The 11,866-nt window shown below is 38.6% G+C and carries 9 protein-coding genes and 1 pseudogene (1 of these 10 cut by a window edge); 8 read left to right on the top strand and 2 right to left on the bottom strand.

What is annotated here, in order from left to right; genetic code table 11:
• On the bottom strand, positions 1–335 hold the beginning of the coding sequence (locus tag L652_RS0107855; RefSeq protein ID WP_024603395.1) for a M48 family metalloprotease. 1,096 nt of this gene lie to the left of the window's left edge; the window shows 335 of its 1,431 coding nt (coding positions 1–335); its start codon is at positions 333–335; the stop codon falls past the left edge of the window.
• Position 336: 1 nt separating this feature from the next.
• Complete coding sequence (locus tag L652_RS0107850; protein WP_024597628.1) at positions 337–1,002, bottom strand: hypothetical protein; 666 nt, start codon at positions 1,000–1,002, stop codon at positions 337–339.
• 145 nt (positions 1,003–1,147) lie between these two features.
• Here L652_RS0107850 and L652_RS1000000125360 point away from each other — a divergent pair, with 145 nt between their 5' ends.
• The 8 genes and pseudogenes from L652_RS1000000125360 to L652_RS0107810 all read left to right on the top strand — a co-directional run bounded on the left by L652_RS1000000125360 (position 1,148) and on the right by L652_RS0107810 (position 11,530).
• The gene (locus L652_RS1000000125360) at positions 1,148–1,366 is read left to right on the top strand and encodes a hypothetical protein (RefSeq protein WP_024597627.1); all 219 of its coding nucleotides are present in this window, start codon (positions 1,148–1,150) and stop codon (positions 1,364–1,366) included.
• Entirely contained in the window at positions 1,359–2,435 is a 1,077-nt protein-coding gene (locus L652_RS0107840; protein WP_024597626.1) for an AI-2E family transporter, read from the top strand. The genes L652_RS1000000125360 and L652_RS0107840 overlap by 8 nt, the downstream gene beginning before the upstream one ends.
• A 135-nt stretch (positions 2,436–2,570) precedes the next feature.
• A pseudogene (locus tag L652_RS01000000123470) lies at positions 2,571–4,828 on the top strand (aminotransferase class V-fold PLP-dependent enzyme).
• A 400-nt stretch (positions 4,829–5,228) separates the two neighbouring features.
• Complete coding sequence (gene pgi, locus L652_RS0107830; protein WP_024597625.1) at positions 5,229–6,875, top strand: glucose-6-phosphate isomerase; 1,647 nt, start codon at positions 5,229–5,231, stop codon at positions 6,873–6,875.
• Between the two features lie 269 nt (positions 6,876–7,144).
• Positions 7,145–8,617, top strand: coding sequence for a glucose-6-phosphate dehydrogenase (gene zwf / locus L652_RS0107825; RefSeq protein WP_024597624.1), 1,473 nt, complete (start codon positions 7,145–7,147; stop codon positions 8,615–8,617).
• A gap of 2 nt (positions 8,618–8,619) precedes the next feature.
• On the top strand, positions 8,620–9,330 hold the full coding sequence (pgl, locus tag L652_RS0107820) for a 6-phosphogluconolactonase (protein ID WP_024597623.1): 711 nt from the start codon (positions 8,620–8,622) through the stop codon (positions 9,328–9,330).
• A gap of 336 nt (positions 9,331–9,666) precedes the next feature.
• A complete protein-coding gene (locus L652_RS0107815; protein ID WP_024597622.1) occupies positions 9,667–10,371 on the top strand; it encodes a SapC family protein in 705 nt (234 codons plus the stop codon).
• Between the two features lie 127 nt (positions 10,372–10,498).
• Positions 10,499–11,530, top strand: coding sequence for an isoaspartyl peptidase/L-asparaginase (locus L652_RS0107810; protein ID WP_029753367.1), 1,032 nt, complete (start codon positions 10,499–10,501; stop codon positions 11,528–11,530).
• Positions 11,531–11,866 lie beyond the last annotated feature (336 nt).

Raw genomic sequence — 11,866 nt, 5'->3', positions numbered from 1 at the left:
CCGCCATAAAAGGCGAAGGCATTTATTTCTGAGTTGTTTATCCAAAAAAACGAAAACGGAAAGCGCACGTCATTAGCATTAGCAACGAGTTTACGACCAATAGTTGTGAGGTATTCATCTAGCACTGGGTCGTTTATTACTGGTGATGAGCCTCGTATTTGCATCATCATTACTTCGCCAATGGCTTGTTCTTTTTCGAGTGGCAGTGCTTGTAATGCAGATGTTCCTAAATCAGGAAGCGTAAAGTTGGTTTGCGCTTTTAAAGGTTCGCTTATTAATAAGCTAAACGTAAGCGCAGCACTGCATAAAGTGATAAATGCTGATTTTAGCTGCATTTTATTCCTTGTTAATTTGTTCGCCAATTGCAATTTTGGCTATGTCTATTTCGTCACTGCTTGCACGGCTGTCTTTTTCGCACAATTGGTACAGTTCTTTTATTGTGACTCCATCAAGCTTTACAACGTTCAATTCTCGCTGCAAAAAAGTAATAATTTTATGTACTACTTTGTGTGCATGTAAAATAATGGCTTTATCTGCTTTGTCGCCTCGTTCAAAATAAAAGCCAATAAACTTATGTAACTGACTTATTCTGATCAAGTTTTTCATTGAATGTGGGTCCCACACTCTAAATTCCATAAAGCGATTGTTTTTTATGTATTGATCAACAATAACATCTTTAGCATAAGGCTGTGCCCATAGCTCAAAGCCTCTGTCGGTAAATACTTGGTGCAGCGCAATACGTGGCTTATGTTTGGTATGTATTTCACCTAAGTTATCTTCATAGCCTTCTAATAAATCTAAGTTCCAATTGCGTTTATCTAAAAGTTGTTTAACTGCATTGTCGAACCCATGATCTAAAATTCCTTCTGATTCGCTTATTGATGAGGCAACAAGGTGATAAAAAGGAGGTAGTTCGCCCCAATTAATCTGCTTTTTAAACCAATTAATCTCTTTGAGTGTTGGATTACTTGGTAGTTGCGCTTTATTATGCGTGCCAGGCATTAACTTATCCTTACTGCTAGTTATGTTATAAGGATAAACTATTGCAGGAATTGTTTTAACAAAAAGTTACAACGGTTTGAGTACATAAATACGTAGACCGTAAATATGCGACTTATTATTCATTTACTATACGGATAAAGTAGTTATGGTAGAGCGCGATTTAAAAGAGTTTAAGTGTCCTCAGCAATTTGTGCAGTTCAAGCTTGCGCTTCGAAGTGCACAGTCATCAAAACAATGCATCACTTTTAGTCTTAATAAAGGTGAAAGTGCGAACGACATTGAACGTTTTTTGCAAAAAAATGCTTATAGTTACAATTTTGATAAACAACGTGGGTTGTTATTAGTGGAGCCATTACATGTTTGAATACGTAAAAACATGGTACGAAAGGAAGTTCTCGGATCCTCATTCGTCTACCTTATTATTTTTATTATTGGTATCAGTTGCCTTACTTTACTTTTTTGGCGCGTTAATTGTTCCTGTGCTTGTTGCACTGGTTATCGCTTATTTACTAGATTGGCCGGTTGTTCATTTAGAGCGTGTTGGCTTAAAACGTTTTACAGCAACAATTATTGTAATGTTGATATTTATTAGCATTATGCTCACCCTTATTTTAGTTATTGGCCCAGTGCTTTGGAAGCAAACCAGTAACTTAGTGCAAGAAACACCGCATATGCTAGAGCAGGGGAAGTCTTATTTAATGGCTTTACCTGAACAATACCCAAGTTTAATTAATATAGAACAAGTACAAGCAATTGTTGCAATCGTAGAAGCTAAAATTATTGAGTTTGGCCAAGCGGTATTATCGTTTTCACTTACGTCTTTAAAAGATGTTGTTGCTTGGCTTATATATTTGGTGCTTGTGCCGTTACTGGTGTTTTTTATGCTTAAAGATAAGCTGGAGCTGACAGGGAGTATAGCTAAACTGATCCCGCAGCAACGGCGCTTGATTTTACAAGTGTGGAACGAAATGAACCAACAAATTATGAATTACATTCGCGGTAAAGTATTCGAAATTTTAATTGTTGGTGGTGTGTCTTTCATTGCATTTACTGTTTTAGATTTGCGCTATGCAGCTTTACTTGGTGTGCTTGTTGGCTTTTCGGTATTAATTCCATTTATTGGCGCGGCACTCGTCACTATTCCGGTAGCGGCAGTTGCGCTGTTTCAGTTTGGATTAGAAACACAGTTTTGGACCATTTTAATTATTTACGGAATTATTCAGGCGCTTGATGGCAATGTACTTGTACCGCTGTTGTTTTCTGAGGCAGTTGATTTAAATCCGGTATTTATAATTGTCGCGGTATTATTTTTTGGTGGTTTATGGGGGTTTTGGGGCGTATTTTTTGCCATCCCGTTGGCCTCATTAGTAAAAGCGCTAATAACAGCTTGGTCGTCAACGCACGAAGAGATCAGCAAAGAGCTCATTGAATAGTTAAGCAAACAGACTTTTAGTTTAAAAAAGCATAGTAAACGCACCTCTAGTGCTAATTGATTATTACTCATTACCTGTAAATTTATGTACTATTGGTAATAAGATATATTTTTTAGTAATAAGGTGCGTTTTTTAATGTCTGAGTTTTTATTGCACGATGAGCCAGTAAAACAAGTTTACCTTGATGCAAATGCAACGACCCCTGTGTTGCCTTGTATTGCTGCTGTTGTTTCTCATACCATGCAAATATGTTTTGGTAATCCTTCAAGCCCGCACATCACAGGTATTCAAGCCAAGCATTTATTAGAACAAACACGTCAAAAGGCACGCACGGTTATTGGCGCAACTAATGGCGATATCCTATTTACCTCTGGTGCAACGGAGGGTATTCAAACTGCGGTGGTTTCTACACTAATTAATGCTAAAAAGCAGTCTATTAAAAACCCTGTATTATTATATGGCGCTACTGAGCATAAAGCGGTGCCAAATACACTCAAGCACTGGAATAGCGTACTTGACGTTAATGCTCAGGTGCTTGCTATTCCGGTTGATAGTAACGGTATTTTAGATTTAGATTTTATCGCAGAGCATATTAATAACGCTTTGATGATTTGCACCATGGCCGTTAATAACGAAACCGGTGTATATCAAGATTTATCCGCTATAGAGCAGGTAATTCGTNTAGCCGTAACAAAAATGTATCGTGGATGGTGGATTGCGTGCAGGCACTCGGTAAACAAGCGCTCGCACTGAGTAATACAACTATTGATTACGCTCCTTTTTCGGGGCATAAGCTTTACGCACCTAAAGGTATTGGCTTTTTATATATTCGTAGTGGCAGTGCGTACACACCTTTTATAGCGGGTGGCGGTCAAGAAAGTGGAATGCGCTCAGGCACCGAAAATCTACCCGGTATTGCAGGGTTAAATAAACTATTTAGTATGTTGCTTGATAAATCAGACGATACATTTAAACCAATTAGCATACTTAACTCTTATCGAAGCCAGTTACAAAGCGCGATAAAAGACACCTTTGGCGATATTACATTTAATCATGATTTTGCTTATAGCGTGCCTACCACACTTAACTTTGCGGTAAACGATTTAACGAGCAAAGAAGTGATTGATTTATTTGATGCTGCGGGCATTCGCGTAAGTGGTGGTTCGGCTTGTAGTACGGGTGCATCTACAAGTTTTGTTTTAGATGCAATGGGTGCAAGTAAGAGGCAAAGCGAAAACGCGATTAGGCTATCGTTTGGACCTGCAGCAACACAACACGATATTGATGATGCTTGTGTGCGTATTCGCGCTCTTAAAGCAATACTACAGGCTAACTGTTTAATTGTATCTGATAGCACTACACCACAGCAAGAAGTGTGCGCACTTGGCCTTACTCAGTTTAGGCACCAAGGAGCATGTAGTTGGCTTTATGTAAGCGATGATAAGCACGCAGTTATAATAGACCCGATTGTTGAGCTTATTCCGCGCTTTGAAAAAATAGCTAATACACAAAACTTAACTATATCAGCGGTGCTTAATACTCATCTGCATCAAGAGCGAGAGTCAGCGACTCATTTATTAACCAGTGTTCTTGCATCAAGAGTTGTAAAAGGTGAGGTTGATGCTTTAGGTTGGCCACTAAATGCAGAAAGTATTAGCTTAGCAAATGACGTACTTGAAAAAATAGCGACACCTGGGCACAGCAAAGATAGCGTAAGTTATTTATTAAAAAATATTAATGGCGAAACGCGTTATTGTTTTTGTGGTGATTTAATTTTGCCTGCAGGACTTGGCAATACATCGCTTATAGGTGGGGATGCAAAAGCAATGGCACGCTCTATTTTAGCAATAAGCGAGCAACTTAATAGCACCAGCATTATTTGCTCAGGGCACGACTACCAACAATGTTTTGCCATGAACTGGGCTGTACAACAAAACCAAACGCCATTACTTAATGCGCTAGTAAGCGGCAGTATTTCAGTTGATGAATTTACTATACAAAAGCAGCAGCACGACGCTTCAAAGCAAGTAAATAACACGCAATTGTGTGGCTATGTAAATGCATTGCCTGAGATTGATACACAGCAATTAAATTTTGATGACGCTAAAGCAATGTTAAACACCAGCGATGCATATTTAATAGATACTCGGGAGCCGTATGAACATGGAGCAAATAATGTTGCTCAGTTATTTAATACACTAGATGAAAAAACATTAAATATACCGCTTAGCAGAATGGCAAATGCGGTATTTGAAGGGCAGTTAAGTAAAAATAACAACTATATTTTATTATGCCGCAGTGGTAACCGCTCAAAGATTGCTGCGAGCAATTTAATGCAGCTAGGATACAAAACGGTTTATAATCTAAGTGGTGGGCTAGCGCTTAGTAATTAAGCAAAGATTGTAATTTATACAAAATCGGCTTTATAGCCGATTTTTTGTTTTTAAGGTTTATTTGTTTGCAAGGCAAACAATTACAGTAATTAGTGAATAACTATGAAAAGTAATTAGCAGCGCTTATAAAAATTCATTAATATTTCATTTTGATTGATTAAGCTATGCTGTTGCCTTTAAAATTACAGGTAAATTAATTTATAAAATTTTTATGATACCGGTGTCAAAAGCTAAAAATTGCGTTATCATCTGCACATAAAATTATAAAAACAGCACTTTTTTTGCATTTTTAGTTATACTATTTGCGCTTTAATTTAGTGTGAATAAGTAGTATTAAGAGTTTTGCTTTTATAAAAAACATTTTTAAATCAATTGATTGAAAAAAATAGAGGATATTTCCATGTCTAACCGAACGCAACTAGCAAGTTGGCAAGCACTAGAACAAAGTGCAGCTAAGATGAAACAAACACATCTAAAAACGTTATTTGCACAAGATGACACGCGCTTTTCTCAGTTTTCTACTCAAGTACCAGGCGTATTATTCGACTATTCTAAGCAACTTATTGATAACAATGTTTTTGCTAACTTAATGTCGCTTGCTAAAGAATGCGATATTGCATCGTGGCGCGATAAAATGTTTAGCGGTGAAAAAATAAATATCACTGAGGATCGCTCAGTTTTGCATACGGCACTTCGTAATCGTGCTCACACTCCATTAATTGTTGATGGCGAAAACGTGACACAAGCCGTAGACAACGAGTTAGCTAAAATTAAAGTGTTTGTAGAAAAAGTTCGTAGCGGTAAATGGTTAGGCTATACCGGCAAAGCGGTAAAAGATGTTGTAAGTATTGGTGTTGGTGGCTCTAACCTTGGTCCACAAATGGCAACTGAGGCATTAAAAGCACTTGCTGATGATACGTTAAATGTTCACTACGTATCTAATGCTGACGGTGTACAAATTTCGTCTATATTAAAAGCCATTGACCCTGAAACAACATTATTTGTTATTTCTTCAAAAACATTTACGACGTCAGAAACCATGACAAACGCAAAAACTGCGGTTGACTGGTTTTTACAAACAACAAAAGATGAAAGTACAATTGCAAAGCATTTTGTTGCAGTAAGTACAAATTTAGAAAAAACGGCAGCCTTTGGTATCAGCGACGAAAACGTATTCACTATGTGGGATTGGGTTGGTGGTCGCTTTTCACTTTGGAGTGCGATAGGCTTACCAATTGCTTTATATTTAGGCTACGACGCCTTTGAAGCAATTTTAGAAGGTGCGTTTGAAATAGACGAGCACTTTAAATCTGCGCCGTTTGAGCAAAATATACCATTAATTATGGCATTGCTTAGTGTATGGAATACGAGCTTTTTAGGTTATACAGCGCAAGCTATATTACCGTACGATCAAGCACTGCATATGTTGCCTGCGTATTTACAGCAAGGCGAAATGGAAAGTAACGGTAAACACGTTAACTTTGCAGGCGAAACGGTACCTTATACTACAGTTCCAATTATTTGGGGCATGACGGGTATTAATGGTCAGCATGCCTTTTATCAGTGTTTACACCAAGGTAATGTAATTGTACCTGCAGATTTTATTGCATCAGTTAAGCCACAAGTGAATGTTGATAAGCATCACGATATTTTATTATCGAACTTCTTTGCACAAACAGAAGCGATGATGAGTGGTGTAGATGCAGCGCAAGTTACAGCTGATTTAACCGCTAAGGGTAAATCGCAAGCAGAGATTGATGAGTTATTAAATCATAAAATTCATCAAGGCAATCGTCCTACAACGTCTATGCTATTAGATACAGTAGATGCTAAAACAGTGGGCCGTTTAATTGCACTGTATGAGCATAAGATATTTTGCCAAGGCATTATTTTAGAAATATGTTCGTTTGACCAATGGGGTGTAGAGCTGGGTAAAGGTTTAGCATCTAAAATTGAGAGTGAACTCACTGATGATAGCGTGAAACACGCTCATGATAGTTCTACAAACGGCTTAATGGCGTACTATAAACAAAACCGTACGCAGTAAAAAATTCGCTTACGCAAGTAAGTAAACCGAGTACCTTTGAACGGGTAGCGCTGGAGTGCTTAGGGTCTGTATTTTTGTGAGAGGAGATACAGGGCCCCTAAGGCTCATTTAATAAGCGCAATGATAAACAATAATAATAAATCATCGATACAGAACAATTCAGCAGGCTTTTATTTAAATACAGCTATAAAAGCCATCTAATCTAGCAATAAATAGGCATACCCGCGCATTTACAAAATGTACTGGGTATCATAACGTAGAGAGTAACTATGCTTAATCCTTTTGATATTATAATTTTTGGGGGCGGTGGTGATCTTGCGTTACGCAAATTGCTACCTGCAATGTACAGAGCATATCAAGAAGGTAACTTACCTGAAGGCTCACGTATCCTACCAACAGTGCGCGAAGAATCGAAACGTGCTGAATACATAGAAACAGCGCATAAAGCATTACAAGAATTTTTAAGCAAAGGTGAGTTTAACGCTAAAGATTGGAAAGCGTTTTCTACTTTTTTAGTGCCAGTGGTAAGTAATGTTACAGAAGCAGACGACAACTGGGATGTGCTAAAAGGCATTTTAGATGAGCACGAAAGCACTAAGTCTCGCGTGTTTTACTTATCGCTTCCGCCTGCTGTTTACGGCACATGTTGTGAAATATTATCGACTAAAGGTTTAATTACACCTACATCACGCGTTGTTGTTGAAAAGCCAATTGGTTATTGCGGTGATTCTGCTGAAGCAATTAATGGAAAAATTGCAGAGTTTTTTAATGAAGAACAAATTTTCCGTATTGACCATTACTTAGGTAAAGAAACAGTACAAAACTTAATGGCGCTGCGTTTTTCAAACTCATTGTTTGAAAATATGTGGGATGCTAAATCTATTGATAATATTCAAATTAGCTTGTCAGAAACGGTTGGTCTCGAAAGCCGCGCTGGTTTTTATGATAAAGCCGGTGCACTTCGTGACATGGTTCAAAACCACTTATTACAACTACTTTGCTTAGTTGCAATGGAGTCGCCTAATAAGCTTAACGCTAACAGCATTCGTAACGAAAAACTAAAAGTATTAGAAGCACTTCGCCCGCTTGTAGATGGTGATGTTGATGAAAATATTGTTCGTGGTCAATACGTACCAGGTGACTTAAACGGTAAAATTGTACCGGGTTACTTAGAAGAGCTAAATGAAGGTTCTAGTAAAACAGAAACGTTTGTAGCTATTCGCGCGCATATTGATAACTGGCGCTGGGCAGGTGTTCCATTTTACCTTCGTACGGGTAAACGTATGGCTAAGCGCTGTGCAGAAATTGTGGTTGAATACAAAAAAGTATCTCACAATATCTACGAAGATAACGTGGGTAATATCGAGCCAAATCGTCTTGTTATTCGTTTGCAGCCAGAGGAAACAATTCAACTAACGCTTATGTCTAAGCGCCTTGATAATCTTCAAATGCAACTTGAGCCAGTAACAATGAATATTGAGCTTTCACAAGCTTACAGCAATGGTTTCCACTCAGATGCGTACAAGCGTTTAATGCTTGATGCCGCTGCTGATAACCCGTCGTTATTTATTCACCGTGATGAAGTTCGTCAAGCGTGGAAGTGGATTGATCCAATAATCGACCGTTGGCAAGACAAAGGCAAGCCTGCGCTTTACCGTGCTGGTAGCTGGGGACCTGATGATGCTGATGAATTATTGGCAGAAAACAATCATGTATGGTTTAACACAGGCGATAAGGTATAAGCATGGCAACACTAGTTGAAAAGTTTTTTGATGATAAAGACGCGTTAACAGCTGAGCTTTCTGCAACGCTTGAGCAATCATTACGTGATGGCATTAAAAACGATGGCCGTGCTGTATTAATGGTGTCGGGCGGCTCGTCTCCTGCGCCCGCTTATAAGCATTTATCAACGCTTGATTTAGATTGGCAACATGTTGATGTTGCTATGGTTGATGAGCGTTGGGTAGACCCAAGCCATGAAAAAAGTAATGAAGCATTTATTAAAAGTACTTTATTACAAAATCATGGTAGTGTTGCCAACTTTATTACTATGAAGAACGCTGCAGCAACGGCTCAACAGGGCGCACAAGAGTGTGAAGCGGCTTATAGCGAGCTAAAAAGCCCATATGATGTAACTATTTTAGGTATGGGCCCAGATGGCCATACAGCGTCGTTATTCCCAAATGCAGACGGTTTAGAGCATGGTTTAACAACTGAGCAATCGGTATGTGCAATTAATGCGATACAAAGTGAAGTAACCGGTAGTATTACCGAGAGAATGACGCTTACGTTAAATGCCATTGCGCAATCTAAAGTGGTTAAGCTTTTAATTAGCGGTGAAGAAAAACTCGCTGTTTATAAGCAAGCAAAAGCGGGCGGCGATGTGAATGACATGCCACTACGCGCTGTGCTTAACCATCCAAGTATCAATATTGAAGTATATTGGGCACCTTAATTTAGATGCCAATTTAACTTTTAAAGGCCGCTTATATAAGCGGCCTTTTTTATTTGCTTAAATTTAAGCCTAAACACTGCAAAAAAATAGCTTTGAACTGTTAACCAATGTTAATGAATAACTTTGGTTTGTATTAAAATCAACCACGAAGTGTGTTGTTTTTGAACAAAATTTATGAGTTTGAGCTGTATGTTTTTTAACAACGTTCAGATTTAGTTAAATTTTATTTTTTCATGGTTGTTGTCATAAAAGTTTCCCTTCCTTTTTTAGCTCAAAAGCATTAGCCTAAAGGCATTAACAATGAAACATATAAATTAAAATAAACGGAGCAGTAACATGGCGGAGCAACAAGTACAGCCTTTACACAACGAAAAACATGCCAACACTAAAATTCAAAACGGCATCAATGTAGAATTCATGAAAACTCAACACTTAGTGCCAGTAGTTGCACATGAGTTTGCACGTGTAGCAAACGAGTTTCCAATGTCATTCGTTAAAAATAACGAAACCGGCACTTTTCAAGCAGTTGCTATGTTTGGCTTAGAGCCAGGCGAAAACCTTTTTGTAGAAGATGGTAAATGGACTGCAGCATTTGCACCTATGGCATCTACTCGTTACCCACTTGGTTTAGTTAAACACCCAGATCAAGATCAATACGGTATCGTAATTGACGAAGCAAGTGCGCTTGTTGGTGAAGACGAAGGTAACGCATTATTTGAAAACGGCGAAGAAACAGATTACCTAAAACGTCGTAAAGAAGCGCTAGTATCATTTATTGAGTTTTCTCAAGTAACTGAAGCGTTCACTAAATTCCTTGCTGATAAAGAGCTACTAATTGCGCAAACGCTAACAGTAGACATTAAAGGCGAGAAAAAAGACATCAACGGTATTTACCTTATCGATGAGAAAAAACTAAACGAGTTAAGCGATGCTGATTTCTTAGAGCTTCGTAAACGTGGTTACTTAGCACCAATTTACTCGTTCTTAACGTCTACTCACCAAGTAGCACGTTTAGCGCGTTTAAAAGCTAAACAAGCTTAATTACAAACACGTAAAATTTTAAAAAGCGCCTTAAGGCGCTTTTTTTATGCCATTAAACTCACTTTAGTTGAAATTAAGTCCGTAACCATTCACATTAGTTTATAACTTCCCCATAAAAGAACTCATTATGAAAACACCATTATTAGCCATTTTTGCGAGCAGCCTTGTTGCTTTAAGCAATAGTGCATTAGCTGCAGAGACTCCTTTTGCCATTGCGATTCATGGTGGGGCAGGGACAATTGAAAAAGCACGATTTACACCCGCTCAAGAAAAAGAGTATCGTGCAAAATTAACGCAAGCAGTAGAGACAGGTTATAAAGTATTACACCAAGGCGGCGAAAGCTTAGATGCGGTAATTGCAGCAATTGCAGTATTAGAGCAATCCCCTTATTTTAATGCAGGGCGTGGAGCGGTATACACCTACGATGGCGGGCATGAGCTTGATGCATCCATAATGGATGGTCGAAACCGTGAAGCAGGCGCAGTTGCGGGTGTAAAGCATATTGAGAGCCCAATTAACTTAGCACGTTTGGTAATGGATAACTCTGTACATGTAATGCTTAGTGGGCAAGGCGCTGAAGAGTTTGCTAAAGAGCAAGGTGTTGAGCTTGTCGAAAATAACTTATTTGATACCGAGCCTCGCTACAAAGCGCTTTTAAAAGCAAAACAAAAATTAGATAAAGCCAAAGCAACCAGTAAAGAGTACCAAGCCGCGCACAAAGCATTACCTAACTCTTACAAAATGGGCACGGTTGGCGCAGTGGCGCTTGATAAAAATGGTAATTTAGCGGCAGGTACATCAACAGGTGGTATGACCGCAAAACGTTATGGTCGTGTGGGGGATGCGCCGGTAATTGGGGCCGGAACATTTGCTGAAAATGAATCGTGCGCGGTATCGGCAACAGGGCATGGTGAATATTTTATTCGCTATAACGTAGCAAGCGATATATGTGCGCGAGTTAAGTACCAAGGTAAAACCATTGCTGAGGCAGGGGATGAAGTTATACACGGCGTGCTTAAGCCTATTGGTGGCACTGGCGGCGTAATTATTATTGATACAAAGGGTAATATTAGCTTACCGTTTAATACCTCTGGCATGTATCGAGCAAGTAAATCGAATACGCAAGCGACCTACGTGGGCATTTTTAGTGACGAATAAGCCAACGTCATTTAATTTATTCAATGTAGTTAGCCCTGAAAATAATTGTTTAAAATAAATTTATTATTCACAGTTTAGTTCAATAGCAGCGTTTATATAACAAACAACCCCGCGTTATGCATTTTGTAGGATTAACCCCAGCCGTTTAATTTGATACAATTACGGCTCTTTAACTAATTTTATAAGGTATGCGGGTGGTAAACCTAGGTCAGTTGTTTGGCGAGCTAAAAACGTGCTTAAAAAAAGATCAATTCATTTTCAAAAAACGCTTACATGGCGTAAAAAAAATAACCGATGAAAACAAGCATGCCAACGCGCTTGAAAAAATAGCGGCTG

Source organism: Pseudoalteromonas sp. TB25, assembly GCF_000497995.1.
GTDB classification, from domain to species: domain Bacteria; phylum Pseudomonadota; class Gammaproteobacteria; order Enterobacterales; family Alteromonadaceae; genus Pseudoalteromonas; species Pseudoalteromonas distincta.
The sequence above is the reverse complement of the archived record's forward strand: the minus strand, read 5'-3'. Positions and strand labels throughout refer to the sequence as shown.

What these genes read in the sequence shown, in the direction of transcription:
- L652_RS0107850 (WP_024597628.1), bottom strand. Translation starts at nt 1,002, where the DNA reads ATGCCTGGCACGCATAATAAAGCGCAACTACCAAGTAATCCAACACTC.
- L652_RS1000000125360 (WP_024597627.1), top strand. Translation starts at nt 1,148, where the DNA reads ATGGTAGAGCGCGATTTAAAAGAGTTTAAGTGTCCTCAGCAATTTGTG.
- zwf (WP_024597624.1), top strand. Translation starts at nt 7,145, where the DNA reads ATGCTTAATCCTTTTGATATTATAATTTTTGGGGGCGGTGGTGATCTT.
- pgi (WP_024597625.1), top strand. Translation starts at nt 5,229, where the DNA reads ATGTCTAACCGAACGCAACTAGCAAGTTGGCAAGCACTAGAACAAAGT.
- L652_RS0107815 (WP_024597622.1), top strand. Translation starts at nt 9,667, where the DNA reads ATGGCGGAGCAACAAGTACAGCCTTTACACAACGAAAAACATGCCAAC.
- L652_RS0107840 (WP_024597626.1), top strand. Translation starts at nt 1,359, where the DNA reads ATGTTTGAATACGTAAAAACATGGTACGAAAGGAAGTTCTCGGATCCT.
- pgl (WP_024597623.1), top strand. Translation starts at nt 8,620, where the DNA reads ATGGCAACACTAGTTGAAAAGTTTTTTGATGATAAAGACGCGTTAACA.
- L652_RS0107810 (WP_029753367.1), top strand. Translation starts at nt 10,499, where the DNA reads ATGAAAACACCATTATTAGCCATTTTTGCGAGCAGCCTTGTTGCTTTA.